An 18,440-nucleotide genomic window follows, 5' to 3' on the forward strand; every position below is an offset into this window, starting at 1 on the left:
ATGCGACCCAAACTCTCGCTTCCCGCCCGCCTGCTGATGCTGCTGCTGGTGTTCTGCGCCGCGACCGGCGCCCGCGCCGAACGGCTGCGCGACCTGGCCGAATTTTCCGGGGTGCGCAGCAACGCCCTGGTCGGCTACGGCCTGGTGGTGGGCCTCGACGGCTCGGGCGACCAGACCATGCAGGCACCCTTCACCGGACAGAGCCTGACCAACATGCTGTCCCAGCTGGGCATCACCGTGCCGCCGGGTACCAACATGCAGCTGCGCAACATCGCCGCGGTGATGGTCACCGCCGACCTGCCGGCCTTCGCCCGTCCCGGCCAGCACCTCGACGTGGTGGTGTCCTCGGTGGGCAACGCGCGCAGCCTGCGCGGCGGTACCCTGCTGATGACCCCGCTCAAGGGCATCGACGGCGAGGTCTACGCCCTGGCCCAGGGCAACCTGCTGGTCGGCGGCGCCGGTGGCGAATCCGGCGGCAGCAGCGTGCAGATCAACCAGCAGGCCGGCGGCCGTATCGCCCGTGGCGCCACCGTCGAGCGCCAGGTGCCGCTGCAGCTGGGCAACGAGCACGGGCTGCTCGAGCTGCAGCTCAAGCAGCCCGACTTCGGCACCGCCCAGCGCCTGGTCAGCACCATCAACGCCACCTTCGGCCGCACCGTGGCCAGCGCCCAGGACGCCGGGCTGATCCTCCTCGATGCGCCGCGCGACCCCAACGGCCGGGTCAATTTCATGGCCCGCCTGGAGAGCATGGACATCCTCCCGGTGGAGGCGCCGGCCAAGGTCATCATCAACTCGCGCAGCGGCGCCGTGGTGCTCAACGGCAGCGTCACCCTGCACAACGCCGCGGTGGCCCACGGCAACCTCTCGGTGGTGATCGAGAACCAGCCCAAGGTCAGCCAGCCGGCGCCGTTTAGCCAGGGGCAGACGGCGGTGGTGCCCGACTCGAAGATCACCGTCGAGCAGCAGGGCACCGGCCTGCGCATGGTGGCGCCGAGCACCAACCTGCTCGACGTGGTCAAGGCGCTGAATGCCCTGGGCGCCACCCCGCAGGACCTGATGTCGATCCTCGAGGCGCTCAAGGCCGCCGGCGCGCTGCGCGCGGAACTGGAGATCATCTGATGAGCGTCAACGACCTGCGCGGCCAGTTCGCCCTCGACCTGCAGGGCCTGCAGCGCCTCAAGCAGAGCGCCCGCCAGGATCCGGCGAGCGGCCTCGGCGAAGCCAGTCGCCAGTTCGAGGCGGTGCTCCTGCAGATGATGCTCAAGAGCATGCGCGAGGCCGGTCCGCAGTCCGGCTTGCTCGACAGCCAGCAGAGCCGCCTGTACACGGAGATGCTCGACCAGCAGTGGGCGCAGACCCTCGCCGGCCAAGGGCTGGGGCTGGCCGAGCAGATCGAAAGCCAGTTGCGCGGCCAGGCGCTCGGCGCCGCCGCTCCGGCCGACGACCGCCTGATCGCCGGGATTCCCCGCGGTACGCCGCGGCCGCTGTACGGTGCCCTGCAACTGGAACCGGGCGAGCCCGCCAGCGTGTCGACGGCCGCGCCGGCGCAGTCCAGCCGCACGCTGCCGTCGGCGCAGGCGTTCGCGGCCCCGATGCGACCGCTGGCGGTCGCGACCGCGCGCGCGGAGACGGGGGGCGCGGAAGAGGGCGGCCATGTCGCCGCCTTCGTCGCCCGCCTGCAGGAGCCGGCGCGCGCGGCCAGCCGTGCTAGCGGCGTGCCGGCGGAGCTGATCCTCGCCCAGGCGGCGCTGGAGACCGGCTGGGGCCGCCACGAGATCGCCACCGCCGGCGGTGGCAACAGCCACAACCTGTTCGGCATCAAGGCCGGCGCCAACTGGCAGGGGCCGACCACCGAGGTGCGCACCACCGAGTACGTCGACGGTCGCCCGGTGAGCCGCATCGAGCGTTTCCGCGTCTACGAGTCCTTCGAGGCGGCGTTCACCGACTACGCCCGACTGATCGGCGACAACCCGCGCTACAGCGGGGTGGTCGATGCACCGGACGCGGCGCAGGCGGCGCGGGCGCTGCAGCGCGGCGGCTACGCCACCGACCCGGCCTATGCCGACAAGCTGATCGCGGTGATGGCGACCCTTGCCCCCTTCGATCCGGCCCGCCAGGTGGCGCAGCTCTGATCTCTCCGGGTGCGCCGCGCCGGCCTGATGGCCGCTCAAGATAGTCGCGGCGCTGCCGATATCCCGAGCAAGGTTCAACAGGAACGGCTTCATGAGCATCTTCTCCATCGGCGTCAGCGGCCTGCAGACCGCGCAGACGGTGCTGGCCACCACCAGCAACAACATCAGCAACGTCTACACCCCCGGCTACAACCGTCAGCTGGCGCAGGTGGGCGAGCGCTTCGCCGGTAGCGGCGTCGAGGTGGTGAACATCGAGCGCCAGTTCAACCAGTTCGTCGCCAACCAGCTCAACCGCAGCAACGGTGTGGCCGGCGCGCTGAGCAGCTACCACGCCCAGGTCAGCCAGATCGACACCCTGCTGGCCGACCGCGAAGCCGGCCTGGCGCCGCTGATGAGCAAATTCTTCTCCGCCCTGGAAGACGTGGTGGCCTCGCCGGCCGATCCGGCTGCCCGTCAGGGCGTGCTGGGTGCCGCGCAGACCCTGACCGGCCAGTTCCGCGCGTTCGAGGGCTACCTCAGCGACATGCAGAGCAGCATCAACGGCCAGCTCAAGGACCAGGTCACCCAGATCAACAACACCGCCGGCCAGGTCGCCAACCTCAACCGCGAGATCGCCCTGGCCAAGGCCAAGACCGGCGAGGCGCCCAACGGCCTGCTCAACATGCGCGACCAGCTGGTCGCCGAGCTCAGCCAGCGTATCGACGCACGGCTGACCGTCCAGGATGGCGGCAGCTACAACCTGACCCTCGGCAACGGCCTGAGCCTGGTCAGCGGCACCAACAGCTTCAAGCTCGAGGCCATGCGCTCCTCCGAGGATGCCAGCCGCTTCGTGGTCGGCTACCGCGATCCTGGCGGCAACCTGGTGGAGTTTCCCGACACCACCTTCCAGGACGGCGAGCTGGGCGGGCTGATGACCTTCCGCCGCGAAAGCCTCGACCGTACCCAGGGCCAGCTCGGCCAGCTGGCGGTGTCCCTGGCGGTGGCCTTCAACCAGCAGCATGCCCAGGGCGTCGACCTCTACGGCGATGCCGGCGGCGACTTCTTCACCATCGGCGCGCCGGTCAGCTTCAGCAACACCGGCAACCGCGGCGATGCCGTGCTCAGCGCCAGCTACGACCCGGCCGCGCTGGCCAGCCTCACCGCCAGCGACTACAACGTCAGCTGGAGCGCTGCCGACGGCTACAGCGTGGTGCGTCGCGATATCGGCGCGGCGGTCGAGGCCAACTACGACAGCGCCAACGGTACCCTCAGCTTCGGCGGCATGACCGTGCAGGTCAGCGGCACGCCCGCCGAGGGCGACCGCTTCCTGATCCAGCCGACCCGCGCTGCCGCGGCGCGCCTGGGCAACAACCTGACCGATCCGGCGCGCATCGCCGCCGGCCAGCCGGAGGGCGGCAGCGGCTCCGGCGACAACCGCAACGCCCTGCAGCTGCAGGCGCTGCAGACGCGCAGCCTGGTGGGCGGCCAGGCCACCCTCAGCCAGGGCTATGCCGCCATCGTCAGCGACATCGGCAACCGCACCAGCATCGCCGCCGCCAACCTCTCGGCCCAGCAGGGCCTGAGCGAGCAGCTCAGCGCGCTGCAGCAGGCCGACTCCGGGGTCAACCTCGACGAGGAGGCCGCCAACCTGATCCGCTATCAGCAGTTCTACCAGGCCAACGCCAAGGTGATCGAGATCGGCGCGACCGTGCTCGACACCCTGCTCGGCATCCGGGCCTGACCGAAGGAGTAACGCGCGATGCGCATCAGCACCCTTACCATGTACGAGCAGAGCCTCACCGCGCTCAACCGCCAGCAGGGCGAGTTCCTCAAGACCGGCCTGCAGATTTCCAGCGGTCGCCGCGTGGTCAACCCGTCCGACGATCCGCAGGCCGCCTCGCTGGCGGTGGGCGTCGCGCAGGCCAAGGCGGTCGACGAGCAATACGCCAATGCCCGGGTCAGCGCGCGCAACAGCCTGTCCCAGGAGGAGAGCGTGCTCAGCAGCACCTCCGACTTCATCGTCCGCGCGCGCACCCTGCTGGTCCAGTCCGGCAACGGCACCCTCGCCGATGCCGACCGCAATGCCATCGCCCAGGAGCTCAATGGCATCTATCAGGGCCTGCTCGGTCAGGCCAACTCCAGGGACGGCAATGGCCGCTACCTGTTCGGCGGCCATCAGGACGGCGCGCCGCCGTTCGTGCAGGATGCCGACGGCCGCGTCAGCTACATCGGCGACGAGGGCGTCAAGGCCCAGCAGGTCGACTCGGCGCGCCTGATGCCGAGCACCGACAACGGCCGTGCGATCTTCGCCAGCGCCGAGGATGCCGACCTGTTCAGCGCGCTCAAGGACATGATCGACGTGCTGTCCACGCCGGTGCAGGACGAGGCCGGGCGCGCCAACCTGCAGGCCACCCTGTCCAGCGCCACCGCGAAGCTGGACAAGAGTTTCGACAACGTGCTGTCCGTGCGCGCCTCGGTGGGCGCGCGGCTCAACGAGCTGGACGTGCTCGACGTGGTTGGTAGCAACCGCATGCTCAACTACGAGCAGGTGCTCTCCGACCGTCTCGATCTCGACTACAACCAGGCGATCTCCGAGTACACCCTGCGCCAGGTCGGCCTGCAGGCGGCGCAGAAGGCTTTCGTCGACGTGCAGAAGCTGTCGCTGTTCCAGCAGCTCTGAAGGCCGGCGCCGGCGGGCTGGTTCAGCTCGCCAGCGCCAGGCTCTCCACCAGCTGGCGCAGGAACACCAGCGCGCCGCCGAACAGGCCCTCGAGGAAGCGGCCCAGGTCGTTCATCAGCACCATCAGCAGCACCAGGCCGACCAGCATGGTCACCGGGAAGCCGACCGAGAACACCGTCAGCTGCGGCGCGGCGCGGTTGAGGATGCCCATCGCCAGGTTGATGGTCAGCAGCGCCGCCACCAGCGGCAGGGCCAGCAGCAGGCCGGAGGCGAAGATCACCCCGGCGTGGCGCACCAGGGTTTCGCCGGCGGCCAGGTCCAGCGTCTGGCCGATCGGCAGGCTGGTGAAGCTGGTGGCGAGGATCTCCAGCACGATCAGGTGGCCGTTCAGGGCGAGGAAGATCAGCAGGCTGAGCATGTACAGCAGCCTGGAGAGGATCATGGTGTTGGTGCCGGTGTCCGGGGCGAAGAAACTGGCGAAGCCCAGGCCCATCTGCAGGCCGATGATCTCGCCGGCCGCCTGCACCACGGCGAAGGTCACCCGCATGGTCAGGCCGATGGCGATGCCGATCAGCGTCTGCTCGAGGAGGATGCCCAGGCTCGCCCAGGACACCAGCGGTACCGCCGGCAGCGGCGGCAGGGTCGGCCCGAGCAGCACCGCCAGCAGCACCGCCAGGCCGATCTTGGCGCGCATCGGGATGCTGCTGTGGCCCCACAGCGGCGAGGCGGCGAGAAAGGCGCTCAGGCGCACGAACGGCCAGAAGAAGGCGGCCAGCCACTGCTGCAGCTGGGCGAAGTCGACCTCGACCATCTAGCCGAGCATCAGCGGGATGTTGCCGAACAGCTCGCGGGTGAAGTCGACGATCAGCTTGATCATCCACGGCCCGGCCAGTACCAGCACGGTGAACACCGCGAGGATCTTGGGGATGAACGACAGGGTCATCTCGTTGATCTGCGTGGCGGCCTGGAACAGGCTGATCAGCAGGCCCACCAGCAGCGCGGTGAGCAGCAGCGGGCCGGCCATGAACAGGGTGACGCGCATGCCCTGGTAGGCGAGGTCCATGACCGATTCGGGTGTCATCGCGGTGCCTCCGCAGTCAGGTGTAGAAGCTCTGCGCCAGCGAGCCGATCAACAGCTGCCAGCCGTCGACCAGGACGAACAGCATCAGCTTGAACGGCAGCGAGATGGTCGCCGGCGGCACCATCATCATGCCCAGCGCCATCAGCACGCTGGCCACCACCAGGTCGATGATCAGGAACGGGATGAAGATGGTGAAGCCGATCTGGAAGGCGGTCTTCAGCTCGCTGGTGACGAAGGCCGGCAGCAGCACGCGCATCGGCACCTGCTCCGGCCCCTCGATGTCGCCGACCTGCGCCAGGCGGGCGAACAGCGCCAGGTCGGTCTCGCGGGTCTGGCCGAGCATGAACTCGCGGAACGGCTGGCTGCCGGTCTCGATGAACTGCTCGAAGTTGATCTCGTCGCGGGAGAACGGCTGCCAGGCCTGCTCGTGGACCTTGGTCAGCACCGGCGACATGACGAAGAAGGTGAGGAACAGCGCCAGGCCGATCAGCACCTGGTTGGGCGGCGTCGACGGCGTGCCGAGCGCGGTGCGCAGCAGGCCGAGGACGATGATGATGCGGGTGAAGCCGGTCATCATCAGCAGCATGGCCGGCAGGAAGGCCATCGAGCTGAGCAGCAGCAGGGTCTGCAGGCTCAGCGACCACTGCTGGCTGCCGTCGGCCAGCGGCTTGCTGATCACCCCGGGCAGGCCGGTTTCGGCCAGGGCCAGGCCCGGCAGCAGGAGCAGCGCCAGCAGCGCCGGCAGGTGGCGAAGACGCGCGCTCATGGCTGGCGCGCCCCGCCGCCCAGGTTGTGCTTGAGCGCCTGGGTCAGGCGCGCGGCGAAACTGCCGTCGAGGGCCGCGCCGCTGGCCGCGGCCGGCTCGACCGGCGGCGCCGGCAGCTCGTGCAGCTTGCTGATCTGCCCGGGGGTGACGCCGAGCACCAGCCAGGTGCCCTCGACCTCGACGATCACCACCCGCTCGCGCTGGCCCAGCGCGGTGCTGCCGCGCACCCGTAGCGTCTGCCCGGGCAGCTGGCGGCCGGCATTGAGGCGGCGCAGCAGCCAGCTGCACAGCAGGATCAGGCCGATCACCAGCAGCAGGGCGAGGCCGGTCTTGCCCAGCGTGGCCATGCCGAGCAGGGCGTCGCCGCTGCCGCCGGCGGCCTGCTGGGCAGTCGCGAGGCTGCTCATCGATTGAGCTTCTGCACGCGTTCGGACGGGGTGATGATCTCGGTGATGCGGATGCCGTACTTGTCCTCCACCACCACCACCTCGCCCTGGGCGATCAGGTAGCCGTTGATCAGGATGTCCATCGGCTCTCCGGCCAGGCCGTCCAGTTCGATCACCGAACCCTGGGCCAGCTCGAGCAGCTGCTTGATGGTGATGCGCGTGCGGCCGAGCTCGACGCTGAGCTTGACCGGAATGTCCATGATCATTTCCAGATCGCGCATGCCGGCGGCGCCGGCGCCCTTATCCAGCGGCTTGAACACGCTTTCCCCGGCGCTCTTCACGCTGGCGGCCGGCGGCGTGGCGGCGGCCTGCTCGGCGAAGGCGGCAGCCCAGGGATCGTCCTCGGCGGCGGGCGGCGCGCCTGCGGACTGCTCGGCCATGGCGCTGGCCCAGTCGGCGTCGAGGCCGGATTGCTCGGGGGAGTTCGGATCAGTCATGGTTGGATTCCTTGGCCGCGGGCACGGCGCCCTTGGCGAACAGATCGGCGGAAGCCTTGGCTGAGGGCGGCGTGTGGTCGACCAGGCGGGTCACCCGCAGGGCGCGCAGGCCGTTCTGGCTGCCGTATTCGCACTGCATCACCGGCACGCCGTCGACCCGGGCGCTGACCTGCTCGGGCAGCTCGATGGGCAGCACGTCGCCGATCTTCAGCGCCATGATCCGCGCGATGCTGGTGGGGATCTCGACGAAGTCGGCGATCAGCTCCACCTGCGACTGGCGGATCTCGCCGGCGATGCGCTGGCTCCACTGGCGATCCTCGGCGGGGTTGCTGTCGGTCAGCGGCCCGTTGAGCAGGTCGCGCAGCGGCTCGATCATCGAGTAGGGGATGCAGATGTTGAAGTCGCTGGCCAGGTTGCCGACTTCCAGGTGGAAGGTGGTGTTGACCACGATCTCGTTCGGCGAGCTGGTGATGTTGGCGAACTTGACCTGCATTTCCGAGCGCAGGAAGTCGATCTCCAGCGGATAGACCGCGCGCCAGGCGTCGGTGTACGACTCCAGCGCCAGGCCCAGCAGACGGCGGATGATGCGCTGCTCGGTGTTGGTGAACTCGCGCCCCTCGTTCTTGGTGAGGAAGCGGCCGTCGCCGCCGAACAGGTTGTCGACCACCATGAACACCAGGCTCGGCGGGAACACCACCAGCGCGGTGCCGCGCAGCGGCTTCATGGCGATCAGGTTGAGGTTGGTCGGCACCGGCACGTTGCGGACGAACTCGCTGTAGCTCTGGTAGCGCACGCTGTCCACGGTGATGTCTGCACTGCGCCGGATCAGGTTGAACAGCGCCATGCGAAAGCGCCGGGCGAAGCGCTCGTTGATGATCTCCAGCGCCGGCAGACGGCCGCGGATCACCCGCCGCTGGGTGGCCGGATCGTAGGGGCGCACGCGCAGCTGGCCGGCGCTGTCGCTGGCCTGGGACTCGTCCTCGCCGGTGACGCCCTTGAGCAGGGCGTCGATCTCGTCCTGCGAGAGCAGATCGTTCTGGGACATGGCGCTACTGCACGATGAAGTCGGAGAACAGCACGCCGTCGATCATCAGCGGCGGCTGCGGGCTGGTCAGCGGCGTGCCGAACAGGCCGAGGATCTGCGCGGTGAGGGCGTCCTTGCCGGCCGGCGTGATCAGCTCGCTGGCCTTCTGGCTGGCCATCAGCATCAGCAGGCGGCTGCGCACCTCTGGCATGTGCTCCTTGAGCAGGGTTTCGGTGGCCTGGTCGCCGACCTTCAGCGACAGGCCGATGTACAGCAGGCGCTGCTCGCCGGGCTCGCCCTGCAGGTTGACGGTGAACGGGCTGATCGGCACGAACAGCGGCGTCGGCGCCTTGACCGGCGCGCTGGGCGCCTCGGCGGCACTGGCCGTCAGATTGCCGAGCTTGCCGCTGCTCACCAGGAAGTAGACACCTGCCGCGCTGCCGCCCGAAAAGAGCAGGATCAGCAGGACGATCACCAGCCAGGGAGTGGATTTGCCGGTGGATTCGGTGTTGGCCATGGGGGTGCGCTCGAGGGACGGATTACAGGGTGAGGAGTATGGCGTTGGCAACGCTGGCTCGATGGGCCGAAAAAGCCAGCCAATCGAGCCTATCTTCAGGTTTTGCCGTCAGCCGGTTCAGGCGTACAGGTCGACCTGGCCACGCAGTGTGCGTGGAGCCAGCGGGGCGCGGGGCTCGTCGCCGTCGCCCGGCACCGCGGCAAGGTCGCTGCCCTGGCGGTTGCCCGTGCCGCCGCCGGCCTGCTGCTCGCCCTGCGGCTGGTGCTGCGCGCCCACCGAGGTTTCGCCCAGGTTGATGCCCTGGGCCGCCAGCGCCTCGCGCAATTGCGGAAGGGCCTGTTCGACGGCGGCGCGCACCTGCGGATGGGCGGAGAGGAACTGCGCCTGGGCGCCCAGCTCGCCGAGCTTGAGGCTGACCGACAGCGGTCCCAGCTCGCTGGGGTGCAGGTGCAGCTCGATCTGCTGCTCGCCGCGCTGGTGCAGGCCGATCAGCTGGCGGCCGAGATCCTGCTGCCATTCGCGGCTGGCCAGCGGGGCGGCGAGGATGGCGGACGGCGCAGCGCCGCCGGCCATCCCGGCGAGGGTGGGGGTGCCGGGCGGCATAGCGCTGGGGGCCATTCCGCTGGGCGGCAATCCGCTGGGCGGCAGGCCGTTCCCGGTCGCGGCCGAACCCGGTGCAGCGTCCGCCAGGCTGGACGTGACGGCCGGCGTCGCGGCGATATCGCTGCCCGTTTCGGCGCCGGCCTGGGCGGGGGCCGCGGCGTCGACGGCAAGGCCCGGAGCGGTCGGATCCTGCGCTGCGAGCGGCAGTCCGGCGCCGGTGGCGCTTGCCTCCCGCGTCGAGGGCTGGAGCAGCGTCTGCCGGCTGGAGGCACCGGCCACGGCGGCAATCGACTCCGGACTGTGCCCCGCAGTGACCGGGGTGGCGGCGAGCGGACTGCCGCCCGGCGTCTGTGCCGCGATGGCCGCCGCCTGCAGGGGGGCGATGGCAGCGGCGCTCTCGGCCCCCGGCAACTGGCCGGCCTGCTCGATCAGCGCGAGGCGCCGGCGAATCTCGTCGAGGGCATCCAGCGGTTGCAGCGGCGCGGCATTCGCGCCGGTATCCGCCAGGGTGCTGGCGTGCGCCGGCGCTGGCGGCGACTGCATGTCGGCCTCTGCCGGCGGTGCGTTGTCGTCCGGCTTGAGGGGCTGCGTCTGCGTTTCCCGGGTGTCCGCGACCGAGGCGGAGTTCTTGGCGGGTGCCTTGGCCGCCGGGCTCGCCGAGGCTGCGCCGGCGTCGCCGGCCGCGGCGTGCGCCTGCTGCAGGTGGCGGGCGAAGCGGTCCGTGCCGGTCGCTGGGCCCTGGCTGCTGCGCGGCTGGGCGCCGGCGGAGGGGGCGGCGCCGATGATGCTGATGTCCATGGAACTGCTCACAGGCTGTTGCCGGAAGAAGAGGTGAAGGCGTTGCCGCGCAGGCGCAGCTGGGCGCTCAGCTCGTCGGTGATGCGCTGCTGGCTGCGGCTGTCGCGCAGCTGCTCGGCCTGCGCGCGGCGCTCGATGAGGGTGTGGTAGGAGTTGAGCTTGCGCTGCTGCTCCAGCCACTGCTGCTGGCGCTGGCTGACCTGGCGCTGCTGGTCGTGCAGGCTCAGACGAGCGCGGTCGATGGCGTCGTCCAGGGTGCGCAGGAAGGCCTGGTAGTTGAGCAGGCTGGCCGGCTCCATGCCTTCCTGCATGGCCTGCTGCAGGCCGCGGGCGTATTCGTGGCGGTAGTGCTGCAGGGTGTCCAGCTGGCCCTGGGCCTGCTGCTGGCTGCGCCGCGCGCCGGCCAGCTGGCGGCCGGCGTTGTCGACGGCCTCGCGGGTCAGCTCGATCAGGGTGTCGAGTGCGGATGAGCGGGACATGCCGGATCACCTCTCCATCAGGTCAGACCCCGGGAACCAGGGCGGAAAGTTGCTGCAGGGTCGCCTCGATGCCGGCGCGCTCGTCGATGCGCTGCTGGAGGAAGCGTTCCAGACGCGGATACAGGTTGACCGCGTGGTCGAGCTGCTGATCGTGGCCGGCGACGTAGGCGCCGACGCTGATCAGGTCGCGGTTGCGCTGGTAGCGCGACAGCGCCTGCTTGAACTGCTGGGCGCGGCGGCGCTGCTGCTCGCTGACGATGGCGGTCATCGCCCGGCTGATCGACGCCTCGATGTCGATGGCCGGGTAGTGGCCGCTCTCGGCCAGCTGGCGCGACAGCACCACGTGGCCGTCGAGGATCGCCCGCGCCGAGTCGGCGATCGGGTCCTGCTGGTCGTCGCCCTCGCTGAGCACGGTATAAAAGGCGGTGATCGAGCCGCCGCCGCGCGGGCCGTTGCCGGTCTTCTCCACCAGCTTGGGCAGCTTGGCGAACACCGACGGCGGGTAGCCCTTGGTCGCCGGCGGCTCGCCGATGGCCAGGGCGATCTCGCGCTGGGCCATGGCATAGCGGGTCAGCGAGTCCATGATCAGCAGCACGTCGCGGCCCTGGTCGCGGAAGTCCTCGGCCAGGCGGGTGGCGTAGGCGGCGCCCTGCAGGCGCTTGAGCGGCGAGGTGTCGGCCGGCGCGGCGACCACCACGGCGCGGCGACGGCCTTCCTCGCCGAGGATGTTGTCGATGAAGTCCTGCACCTCGCGGCCACGCTCGCCGATCAGGCCGACGACGATCACGTCGGCGCGGGTGAAGCGCGCCATCATGCCGAGCAGCACCGACTTGCCGACGCCAGAGCCGGCGAACAGGCCCATGCGCTGGCCGCGGCCGACGCTGAGCAGGCCGTTGATGGCGCGGATGCCGACGTCGATCTGCTCCTCGATCGGCGCGCGGTTGAGCGGGTTGATCGGCTCGGTGGCCAGCGGCGCGTAGTGGCAGTCCTCGGGTAGCGGCAGCCCATCCAGCGGCTGGCCGCCGCCATCGAGCACCCGGCCGAGCAGCGCGCTGCCGAGCGGGAAGCGCCTTGCGCTCTCGCGCTCGCCGGCGCTGTCGGCGAGCGGGAACACCCGCGCGCCGGGCAGCAGGCCGCTGATCTCCTCCAGCGGCATGAGGAACAGCTTCTCGCCGGCGAAGCCGACCACCTCGGCCTCGGCGCAACTGGGCTGCTGCCGGGCCGCGCCGCGCGGCGACAGCTCGATGCGGCACACGCCGCCCAGCGGCACCTGCAGGCCGGTGGCCTCCAGCACCATGCCGGTGGCGCGGATCACCCGGCCGCTGGCCGAGTAGTGCGGCACCGCGGCGATGCGCCGGCTGACGCTGGAAAGAGTCTGTTGCCAGTGCTGCTGGTGCGGGTTGGCGGCCATGCTTCAGCTCCCCAGGTCCGGGGCGTGGAGGGCAGCCTGCTGGCGATGACGGATCTGCGCGACCAGCGCTTCCCAGCGCCGTTCGCGGCTGGCGTCCAGCTCGCCGCTGGCGGCGCTGGCCCGGCAGCCGCCGCGACTGATCTCGCCGTCCGGCTGCAGGCGCCAGCCGGCGGCCTCCAGTTCGGCGCCGAGGTGCGCCTTGACCAGCAGCAGGTCGGCCGGATGCAGCCACAGGCGCGGCTGGCCGCTGAGCGCCGGCTCGCTGTGCAGCAGCTCGCGGACGATCTCGAGGATCTGTTCGGGGTGCGCCTCCAGGGCCTCGCCGGCCAGCTGGCGGCCGGTGACCAGCGCCAGGTCGACCAGTTGCGCGGCGATCTGCTCGTCGAGCTGGGCCAGCGCGGCGCTGAACTGCGCGGCCAGACCCTGCAGCGGTTGCAGGGTCTGCTGTAGTTGCTGCTGCAGCTCCAGCTCGCCCTGGCGGCGACCTTCTTCGAGGCCGGCCGCATAGCCGGCGTCGCGGCCTTCGGCGAAGCCCTCGCGGTAGCCCTGCTCGCGCGCCTGCTGCTGGGCCTGTTCGCGCAGCGCCTGCAGTTCGGCGTTGCGCTTGAAGGCGGCCTGGCGCAGGGCTTCCTGGCGCTGCGTCTCGCGCTGCTGGCGGCCGGCCTGCGGCGGGCTGGCCAGCTCCTCCATCTGCCAGGGGCGCCACTGCTCCCCGTCGTGCGGCGGCCGCCGTTCAGACATAGGAATCGTCCCCGCTGCCGAGCACTATCTCGCCGCTGTCGGCCAGGCGGCGGACCACCAGCAGGATCGCCTTCTGCTCGGCCTCGACCTGCGACACGCGGATCGGCCCGCGCGCCTCGAGGTCCTCGCGGAACAGCTGGGCGGCGCGCTGCGACATGTTGCGCAGGAACTTGTCGAGCAGCGCGGGCTCGGCGCCCTTGAGCGCCACCACCAGCGAGTTGGTGTCGACTTCCTTGAGGATGAGCTGGATGCCGCGATCGTCGACGTCGAGCAGGTTCTCGAAGAGGAACATCTCGTCGAGGATCTTCTGCGCCAGGTCCTCGTTGTGCGCGCGCAGGGTCTCGATGGCCGACTCTTCCTGGGTGGAGTTGAACAGGTTGAGCAGTTCGGCGGCGGTGCGCACGCCGCCCATCTTGCTGCGCTTGAGGTTCTGGCCGTCGAGCATGCCGCCGAGCACCTCGGTGAGCTCCTGCAGCGCCGCCGGCTGCACGCCGTTGAAGGTGGCGACGCGCAGGATGATGTCGTTGCGCAGGCGCTCGTCGAACAGGGCGAGGATGTCGGCCGCCTGGCCGCGCTCGAGATGCACGAGGATGGTGGCGATGATCTGCGGATGCTCGTCGCGGATCAGTTCGGCGACCATGGCCGGCTCCATCAGGTTGAGCTTGTCGATGCCCGAACTGGTGCCGCTGGCGTCGAGGATGTCCTCGATCAGGGTCTCGGCGCGCTCGCTGCCGAGGGCCTTGGTCAGCACCGCGCGGATATGGTCGCTGGACAGCAGGTTGATCGCCGCGTACTGCTCGGTCTCGTCGAAGAAGTCGTCGAGGACCTGGCGCATCTCCTCATGGGAGACCTGCTGCATGCGCGCCATCTCCAGGCTGACCGCCTCGATGTCCTGGGTAGTCAGGTACTTGAACACTTCCGCGGCGCTGTCCTCGTCGAGGCTGAGGAGGAGGATGGCACTGCGGCGGACGCCGCTCATCTCAGTCATTCTTCTTCATCCAGCCGCTGATGATCATGGCGATCAGACGTGGATCCTCCTGCGCCATTTCGCGCAGGCTGGCCAGGTTGTGTTCATAGACCGCCGAGCGGCGGCGCAGGCGGCGCTGCAGTTCGCCGGTGGCGGCCGCGGCCGCGTCTGCCGGGTCGCTCGGCTCGCCGCCGGCGGCGCTGCCGGCCGGGCCGACGCTGGCGATCGCGGCGCTTTCCCCGGCCTCGACGGCCGGCGCCGGCGGCGGTGCGTAACGGCGCATCAGCGGGCGCAACAGCAGCAGCCAGAGCAGCAGGGCGGCCAGGGCGACCATCAGGTAGCGGGCGATCGAGGTGGCCATCACGAAGAATTCCGGGGTCTGCCACCAGGGACTGACGGCCACGCTCTCGGTCGCCTCGGTGAACGGGCTGTTGACCACTTCCAGCTGGTCGCCGCGGCTTTCGGAGTAGCCCATGGCCTGGCGCACCAGACGGTTGATCTGCTCCAGTTCGGCCTCGCTGAGGGCTTCGCGGGTCGGCTTGCCGTCGGCGTCGACGCCGCTGCGGTAGTTGACCACCACGGCCGCGGTCAGGCGCTTGATGCTGCCGCGGCGCAGCTGGACATGCTCGACGCTGCGGTCGACCTCGTAGTTGACCAGGCTGTCGCGCTGCGCCGAACCCTGGCCGTTGGCGGCCGCCGGGTTGGCCGCCGCTGCGGTGTCCTGGGTGCCCTGGCCCTGCGGCTGCGCCGCTCCCGGCGGGGTCGGCGCGGGCGGGGTCGGCGGGGTGTTGGACAGGGCGCCCGGCACGCCGCGCGCCTGCTGGCCGTCGCCGCTGTAGTTCTCGCTCGACTGCTGGCTGCGGATCGCCGCCTCGCCGGGGGTCTGATTGGGGGTGAAGCGCTCGGCGGTCTGCTCGCGGTTGGCGAAGTCGATATCCACGGCCACCTGGGCGCGCACGTTCCCGGCGCCGAGGATCGGGCTGAGGATGCGCTCGATGCGCCGCTGGTAGGAGCTTTCGATCTCGTCGATGTAGCTGAGCTGGCTGCCGTCGAGGTCGCGGCCCTCGCCGCCGGGCGCCGACAGCAGGCGACCGTTCTGGTCGACCACGGTGACCGCCTCGGCGGTCAGCTCCGGCACGCTGGAGCTGACCATGTGCACGATGGCGTCGACCTGGCCTTCGCCGAGGCTGCGCCCCGGATGCAGGGTGAGTACCACCGAGGCGCTGGCCGGCTGGCGGTCGCGGACGAAGATCGACTGCTTGGCCATCGCCAGGTGCACGCGCGCCTTGGCCACCGGGCCGAGCGATTCGATCGAGCGCGCCAGCTCGCCTTCCAGGCCGCGCTGGAAGTTGATGTGCTCGGCGAACTGGCTGACGCCGAAGGCCTGCTTGTCCATCAGCTCGAAGCCGACGTTGCCGGCCTGCGGCAGGCCCTGTTCGGCCAGTTGCAGGCGCAGCGCATGCATCTGCTCGGCCGGCACCAGCAGGCTGTTGCCGCCTTCGCTGAGGCGATAGGGCACGCCGCGCTTGTCCAGCTCGGCGATGATGCGCCCGCCGTCGGCTTCGCTGAAGTTGGAGTAGAGCACCCGGTAGTCCGGCGCCTGTGCCCACAGCAACAGGGCGACCAGCGCGGCGATGGAGGCTGCGCCGGCGATCATCACCGGCAGCGGCGGGATGCCGCGCACCCGGGCCAGCAGGCGCTCGAGCCCGCTGCCGGTGCTGCTGTTGGCGGCGGCGCTGGCGGGGGCGCCGGCAGCGGCAGGCGTCGCGCTGCTCATGCGCAGTTCCGTGGGGCGGTCGGGAGGGATACCAGGGGCATTGCGGGTTCCGCTAGCAAGGTCGGTCGCGAAGCCCCGCCGGGCGCGGGCGGAGCTGTAGTTGCGTCATTATGCGTCGGCGACCTCTGGCTAAAGGTCTGAAAAGCCGCGGCTTTTGCCGTCAATTGGGGGCATGGGCGGCGCCCGTCGGTTGCTAGGCTTGCCAGCATCCCGAATTCCCGTCTGCCCGGAACCCATCGATGAGTGCTCCCGCGATCCAGTCCGCCCTGCAACAGCTCCACACCCTGGCTACCCAGGCGGCGGGGCAGTCCGCGCAAACGGCCCAGGCTGGCCAGGCGGTCGGGCAGGGCGGCTTCGCCGCCGAGCTGCGCGCCTCGATCCAGCGCATCAACGAGCTGCAGCAGACCGCCAGCAGCAAGGCTCTGGCGCTGCAGTCCGGCGCGTCCGGCGTGGAGCTGAGCGACGTGATGGTCGACGTGCAGAAGGCCAGCATCGCCTTCCAGATGGGCGTGCAGGTGCGCAACCGCCTGATCACTGCGTACAAGGACGTGATGAACATGCAGGTGTGATTCAGGCGGTGCCGTTGCTCGCGCGGCTATGCGCATCTTCCCCGGGAGACTCCGGGGGATGATGGTCGCGCACGCGCCGCTCCCGGTTGCCGCAGCCTCCAGAGGGGACGGGCGCCCTGCCTAAAGTCTCCCGGCGGCCTGCCGATAACGCTTCAGACAGCGCCCTGCGTCATGCCGCGGGGCATCACCTGACAGAGATGCGCCCCGCCTTCGTCGCCGGGGCGTCCGGGTTGCAAGGGGAATCCCATGGCTTCCATTTCCTCGCTGGGCGTCGGCTCCGGGCTCGACCTCAGTGGTCTGCTCGACCAGCTGGACAGTGCCGAGCGCTTGAAGCTTCAGCCGATCACCACGCAGAAGAAGGCCCAGCAGACCAAGCTGTCGGCCTATGGCCGGCTGGAGAGCGCGTTGGGCAAGCTGCAGGACGCCGCCAAGAAGTTGGCCGACGGCAAGACCTTCCAGGCGGTCACCAGCAGCATCACCGGCACCGGCGTGACCGCCGCGGCCAAGGGCGATGCCGTCGCCGGCCGCTACGATGTCACGGTCGCCAAGCTGGCCCAGGCGCAGAGCCTGGCGAGCGTCGGCGTGGCCGACCGCACGGCCGACCTCGGGGCTGGAACACTGACGATCACCCAGGGCAGCGGCGCGACGCAGAAGACCCTGACGGTGACCCTGGAGGCCGGTGCCAGCTCGCTGGAGGATCTGCGCGATGCCATCAACAAGCAGAACGGCGGGGTCAGCGCCAGCATCGTCAACGACGGCAGCGCCACGCCCCATCGCCTGGTGCTGACCGCCAAGAACACCGGCACCGACGCGCGGATGACCGTGAGCGGTGACTTCGGCAGTGCGCTGGGTCTCACCGAAACGGTGGCGGCGCGCAACGCCGAGCTGAAGGTCAACGGCATCGACATCGGCAGCCAGTCCAACCTGGTCGAGGGTGCGGTGCAGGGCGTCAGTCTGGCGCTGTCCGCGGAGGGGGGCAGTCATGTGCTCACCGTCGAACGCGACAGCGCCGCGATCAAGTCGTCGGTGACCGGGTTCGTCGATGCCTGGAACTCGCTGCAGAGCACCGTTTCCAGCCTAACCGCCTACAACGCCGATACCCAGGTGGCCGGCGACCTGCTCGGCGATGCCACCCTGCGCAGCGTGCAGAGCCAGTTGCGCAACGTGCTCACCGCCAGCCTGGGCGAGGGGGCGCTGTCACGTCTGGCCGATCTCGGCATCGAACTGGAGCTCAAGGGCACCCTCAAGGTCGACAGTGACAAGCTCGACGGCCTGCTCACCAGCGATCTGGCATCGGTCAGCGGCTTCTTCGCTGGCGTCGGCACTGGCGAGGGCCTGGCCGACAAGCTGAGCAGCACCCTGGATGCAGCTCTCAAGGATGGCGGCGCCCTCGATGCGGTCAGCAAGGGCGTCGAGGCGCGCATCAAGGCGCTTGGCGAACGCTCCGCGCGGATGGAGGAAAGTATTTCCGCCACCGTCGAGCGCTACCGCAAGCAGTTCACCCAGCTGGATCTGATGCTGTCGCAGATGAACGCGACGACCAGCTACCTGACCCAGCAGTTCGATGCGCTGAACGCTCAGCTCAAGGGCTGATAATCACTCACTCGCAGAGAGAGAACGAAGAAGATGGTCACCAGTACCATGCGCGGTGCGGCTGCCTATGCCCGGGTGGGTGTGGAGAGCAGTGTCATGGCCGCGACGCCTCACCGACTGATCGTCATGCTGTTCGATGGCGCCCAGGGCTCGATCCGCGCGGCGCGCCTGCACATGCAGAACGGCGCCGTCGCCGAGAAGGGCAAGGCGCTCTCCAAGGCCATCGATATCGTCAATCTCGGCCTGATCGCGGCGCTCGACCCGGAGCAGGGTGGCGAGCTGGCGCAGCGCCTCGAACAGCTCTATGAATATGTAGTGCGCCTGCTGCTGCAGGCCAATCTGCACAACGATGTGGCGCGGCTGGACGAGGCCGAGCGTCTGCTCGAGGACATCGGCTCGGCCTGGCGCGAAATCGGTCCGCAAGTGGACGGTTACTGAGC

The 18,440-nt window shown here is 69.9% G+C and carries 20 protein-coding genes; 7 read left to right on the forward strand and 13 right to left on the reverse strand.

The window, feature by feature from the left end:
• From BLT78_RS04155 to flgL, 4 genes are all read left to right on the forward strand, one after another.
• A complete protein-coding gene (locus BLT78_RS04155; protein WP_269458068.1) occupies positions 1-1,119 on the forward strand; it encodes a flagellar basal body P-ring protein FlgI in 1,119 nt (372 codons plus the stop codon).
• On the forward strand, positions 1,119-2,132 hold the full coding sequence (gene flgJ / locus BLT78_RS04160; protein WP_090347757.1) for a flagellar assembly peptidoglycan hydrolase FlgJ: 1,014 nt from the start codon (positions 1,119-1,121) through the stop codon (positions 2,130-2,132). Before BLT78_RS04155 ends, flgJ begins: the two co-directional genes overlap by 1 nt.
• A gap of 91 nt (positions 2,133-2,223) precedes the next feature.
• Complete coding sequence (gene flgK / locus BLT78_RS04165) at positions 2,224-3,852, forward strand: flagellar hook-associated protein FlgK (RefSeq protein WP_090347758.1); 1,629 nt, start codon at positions 2,224-2,226, stop codon at positions 3,850-3,852.
• An 18-nt stretch (positions 3,853-3,870) separates the two neighbouring features.
• Positions 3,871-4,791: a flagellar hook-associated protein FlgL gene (flgL, locus tag BLT78_RS04170; RefSeq protein ID WP_090347759.1), complete on the forward strand. Its 921-nt coding sequence runs from the start codon at positions 3,871-3,873 to the stop codon at positions 4,789-4,791.
• A gap of 22 nt (positions 4,792-4,813) precedes the next feature.
• Here flgL and fliR read toward each other — a convergent pair whose 3' ends face one another.
• From fliR to fliF, 13 genes are all read right to left on the reverse strand, one after another.
• The gene (gene fliR / locus BLT78_RS04175; protein WP_090347760.1) at positions 4,814-5,602 is read right to left on the reverse strand and encodes a flagellar biosynthetic protein FliR; all 789 of its coding nucleotides are present in this window, start codon (positions 5,600-5,602) and stop codon (positions 4,814-4,816) included.
• The gene (fliQ, locus tag BLT78_RS04180; RefSeq protein WP_090347761.1) at positions 5,603-5,872 is read right to left on the reverse strand and encodes a flagellar biosynthesis protein FliQ; all 270 of its coding nucleotides are present in this window, start codon (positions 5,870-5,872) and stop codon (positions 5,603-5,605) included. It abuts the gene before it with no gap.
• Between the two features lie 16 nt (positions 5,873-5,888).
• The gene (gene fliP / locus BLT78_RS04185) at positions 5,889-6,638 is read right to left on the reverse strand and encodes a flagellar type III secretion system pore protein FliP (RefSeq protein WP_090347762.1); all 750 of its coding nucleotides are present in this window, start codon (positions 6,636-6,638) and stop codon (positions 5,889-5,891) included.
• The gene (gene fliO, locus BLT78_RS04190) at positions 6,635-7,045 is read right to left on the reverse strand and encodes a flagellar biosynthetic protein FliO (protein WP_090347763.1); all 411 of its coding nucleotides are present in this window, start codon (positions 7,043-7,045) and stop codon (positions 6,635-6,637) included. Before fliO ends, fliP begins: the two co-directional genes overlap by 4 nt.
• A complete protein-coding gene (fliN, locus tag BLT78_RS04195; protein ID WP_090347764.1) occupies positions 7,042-7,521 on the reverse strand; it encodes a flagellar motor switch protein FliN in 480 nt (159 codons plus the stop codon). The genes fliO and fliN overlap by 4 nt, the downstream gene beginning before the upstream one ends.
• Positions 7,514-8,566, reverse strand: coding sequence for a flagellar motor switch protein FliM (gene fliM / locus BLT78_RS04200; protein WP_090347765.1), 1,053 nt, complete (start codon positions 8,564-8,566; stop codon positions 7,514-7,516). The genes fliN and fliM overlap by 8 nt, the downstream gene beginning before the upstream one ends.
• A 4-nt stretch (positions 8,567-8,570) precedes the next feature.
• Complete coding sequence (gene fliL / locus BLT78_RS04205) at positions 8,571-9,062, reverse strand: flagellar basal body-associated protein FliL (RefSeq protein ID WP_090347766.1); 492 nt, start codon at positions 9,060-9,062, stop codon at positions 8,571-8,573.
• Positions 9,063-9,179: 117 nt separating this feature from the next.
• Positions 9,180-10,463, reverse strand: coding sequence for a flagellar hook-length control protein FliK (locus BLT78_RS04210; RefSeq protein WP_090347767.1), 1,284 nt, complete (start codon positions 10,461-10,463; stop codon positions 9,180-9,182).
• Between the two features lie 8 nt (positions 10,464-10,471).
• The gene (fliJ, locus tag BLT78_RS04215; RefSeq protein ID WP_090347768.1) at positions 10,472-10,942 is read right to left on the reverse strand and encodes a flagellar export protein FliJ; all 471 of its coding nucleotides are present in this window, start codon (positions 10,940-10,942) and stop codon (positions 10,472-10,474) included.
• 22 nt (positions 10,943-10,964) lie between these two features.
• Positions 10,965-12,353, reverse strand: coding sequence for a flagellar protein export ATPase FliI (fliI, locus tag BLT78_RS04220; protein ID WP_090347769.1), 1,389 nt, complete (start codon positions 12,351-12,353; stop codon positions 10,965-10,967).
• 3 nt (positions 12,354-12,356) lie between these two features.
• Positions 12,357-13,094, reverse strand: coding sequence for a flagellar assembly protein FliH (fliH, locus tag BLT78_RS04225; protein ID WP_090347770.1), 738 nt, complete (start codon positions 13,092-13,094; stop codon positions 12,357-12,359).
• On the reverse strand, positions 13,087-14,073 hold the full coding sequence (gene fliG, locus BLT78_RS04230) for a flagellar motor switch protein FliG (protein WP_231975695.1): 987 nt from the start codon (positions 14,071-14,073) through the stop codon (positions 13,087-13,089). Before fliG ends, fliH begins: the two co-directional genes overlap by 8 nt.
• 1 nt (position 14,074) lies before the next feature.
• The gene (gene fliF, locus BLT78_RS04235; protein WP_090347772.1) at positions 14,075-15,838 is read right to left on the reverse strand and encodes a flagellar basal-body MS-ring/collar protein FliF; all 1,764 of its coding nucleotides are present in this window, start codon (positions 15,836-15,838) and stop codon (positions 14,075-14,077) included.
• A gap of 239 nt (positions 15,839-16,077) precedes the next feature.
• Between fliF and fliE the strand changes: the two genes are divergently transcribed.
• The 3 genes from fliE to fliS all read left to right on the forward strand — a co-directional run bounded on the left by fliE (position 16,078) and on the right by fliS (position 18,438).
• Positions 16,078-16,407 (forward strand): flagellar hook-basal body complex protein FliE, encoded by a 330-nt coding sequence (fliE, locus tag BLT78_RS04240; protein WP_090347773.1) that lies wholly within the window; start codon positions 16,078-16,080, stop codon positions 16,405-16,407.
• 246 nt (positions 16,408-16,653) lie between these two features.
• Positions 16,654-18,000: a flagellar filament capping protein FliD gene (gene fliD, locus BLT78_RS04245; protein WP_090347774.1), complete on the forward strand. Its 1,347-nt coding sequence runs from the start codon at positions 16,654-16,656 to the stop codon at positions 17,998-18,000.
• A gap of 33 nt (positions 18,001-18,033) precedes the next feature.
• Positions 18,034-18,438, forward strand: a complete 405-nt coding sequence (gene fliS, locus BLT78_RS04250; RefSeq protein WP_231975697.1) for a flagellar export chaperone FliS — start codon at positions 18,034-18,036, stop codon at positions 18,436-18,438.
• Positions 18,439-18,440: the final 2 nt, after the last annotated feature.

It is taken from the genome of Pseudomonas oryzae, from assembly GCF_900104805.1.
Lineage (GTDB): Bacteria > Pseudomonadota > Gammaproteobacteria > Pseudomonadales > Pseudomonadaceae > Geopseudomonas > Geopseudomonas oryzae.

What these genes read in the sequence shown, in the direction of transcription:
- BLT78_RS04155 (WP_269458068.1), top strand. Translation starts at nt 1, where the DNA reads ATGCGACCCAAACTCTCGCTTCCCGCCCGCCTGCTGATGCTGCTGCTG.
- flgJ (WP_090347757.1), top strand. Translation starts at nt 1,119, where the DNA reads ATGAGCGTCAACGACCTGCGCGGCCAGTTCGCCCTCGACCTGCAGGGC.
- flgK (WP_090347758.1), top strand. Translation starts at nt 2,224, where the DNA reads ATGAGCATCTTCTCCATCGGCGTCAGCGGCCTGCAGACCGCGCAGACG.
- flgL (WP_090347759.1), top strand. Translation starts at nt 3,871, where the DNA reads ATGCGCATCAGCACCCTTACCATGTACGAGCAGAGCCTCACCGCGCTC.
- fliR (WP_090347760.1), bottom strand. Translation starts at nt 5,602, where the DNA reads ATGGTCGAGGTCGACTTCGCCCAGCTGCAGCAGTGGCTGGCCGCCTTC.
- fliQ (WP_090347761.1), bottom strand. Translation starts at nt 5,872, where the DNA reads ATGACACCCGAATCGGTCATGGACCTCGCCTACCAGGGCATGCGCGTC.
- fliP (WP_090347762.1), bottom strand. Translation starts at nt 6,638, where the DNA reads ATGAGCGCGCGTCTTCGCCACCTGCCGGCGCTGCTGGCGCTGCTCCTG.
- fliO (WP_090347763.1), bottom strand. Translation starts at nt 7,045, where the DNA reads ATGAGCAGCCTCGCGACTGCCCAGCAGGCCGCCGGCGGCAGCGGCGAC.
- fliN (WP_090347764.1), bottom strand. Translation starts at nt 7,521, where the DNA reads ATGACTGATCCGAACTCCCCCGAGCAATCCGGCCTCGACGCCGACTGG.
- fliM (WP_090347765.1), bottom strand. Translation starts at nt 8,566, where the DNA reads ATGTCCCAGAACGATCTGCTCTCGCAGGACGAGATCGACGCCCTGCTC.
- fliL (WP_090347766.1), bottom strand. Translation starts at nt 9,062, where the DNA reads ATGGCCAACACCGAATCCACCGGCAAATCCACTCCCTGGCTGGTGATC.
- BLT78_RS04210 (WP_090347767.1), bottom strand. Translation starts at nt 10,463, where the DNA reads ATGGACATCAGCATCATCGGCGCCGCCCCCTCCGCCGGCGCCCAGCCG.
- fliJ (WP_090347768.1), bottom strand. Translation starts at nt 10,942, where the DNA reads ATGTCCCGCTCATCCGCACTCGACACCCTGATCGAGCTGACCCGCGAG.
- fliI (WP_090347769.1), bottom strand. Translation starts at nt 12,353, where the DNA reads ATGGCCGCCAACCCGCACCAGCAGCACTGGCAACAGACTCTTTCCAGC.
- fliH (WP_090347770.1), bottom strand. Translation starts at nt 13,094, where the DNA reads ATGTCTGAACGGCGGCCGCCGCACGACGGGGAGCAGTGGCGCCCCTGG.
- fliG (WP_231975695.1), bottom strand. Translation starts at nt 14,073, where the DNA reads ATGAGCGGCGTCCGCCGCAGTGCCATCCTCCTCCTCAGCCTCGACGAG.
- fliF (WP_090347772.1), bottom strand. Translation starts at nt 15,838, where the DNA reads ATGAGCAGCGCGACGCCTGCCGCTGCCGGCGCCCCCGCCAGCGCCGCC.
- fliE (WP_090347773.1), top strand. Translation starts at nt 16,078, where the DNA reads ATGAGTGCTCCCGCGATCCAGTCCGCCCTGCAACAGCTCCACACCCTG.
- fliD (WP_090347774.1), top strand. Translation starts at nt 16,654, where the DNA reads ATGGCTTCCATTTCCTCGCTGGGCGTCGGCTCCGGGCTCGACCTCAGT.
- fliS (WP_231975697.1), top strand. Translation starts at nt 18,034, where the DNA reads ATGGTCACCAGTACCATGCGCGGTGCGGCTGCCTATGCCCGGGTGGGT.